The sequence below is a fragment of the uncultured Pseudoteredinibacter sp. genome (genome assembly GCF_947500695.1).
Taxonomy (GTDB): domain Bacteria; phylum Pseudomonadota; class Gammaproteobacteria; order Pseudomonadales; family Cellvibrionaceae; genus Pseudoteredinibacter.
Window position 1 is genome coordinate 1 of record NZ_CANMSS010000031.1, and the last position, 550, is coordinate 550.

General features: G+C 46.0%; 2 tRNA genes. Both read left to right on the plus strand.

Features of this window, described 5'->3' with window-relative positions:
* Positions 1–130: 130 nt before the first annotated feature.
* Positions 131–207, plus strand: a tRNA-Ile gene (locus Q1A08_RS21355).
* A 127-nt stretch (positions 208–334) separates the two neighbouring features.
* Positions 335–410, plus strand: a tRNA-Ala gene (locus Q1A08_RS21360).
* Positions 411–550 lie beyond the last annotated feature (140 nt).

The window sequence follows — 550 nt, forward strand, 5'->3', positions numbered from 1 at the left end:
GAACCTGGGGCTGGATCACCTCCTTAAACGATATTGTCCCGCTTCGTAAGTGCTCACACGCATTGCTTGATTAGACTGATTGCAGTGATGGTCCAGGTGACCTTGGGCCGGCATAAGACGCAAGTTTTATAGGCCTGTAGCTCAGCTGGTTAGAGCGCACCCCTGATAAGGGTGAGGTCGGCAGTTCAAGTCTGCCCAGGCCTACCAAATTTCCGTTATGCTTCGTTGAATCGCCACTCATGTGCTAGACGCACATTACGCGCCGATTCGCCTCGCCTAACGAAAATTATATTTTCTTTTGCTTGATGAAACTTCAGTAAGAAAATCTAGAAAAGGGGCTATAGCTCAGCTGGGAGAGCGCTTGGTTTGCATCCAAGAGGTCTGCGGTTCGATCCCGCATAGCTCCACCATTTCTTCTCTTGAAGAGGGGTCTCGAAATGGTAAACAAGCATCATAATCACTGCAAAGTAGAGTTCAGAAGAAAAGTATTTCTTGGAAATATTTTTCTTCTGATTTTTACAATCAGACGTTCTTTAACAAGGTGGAAAGT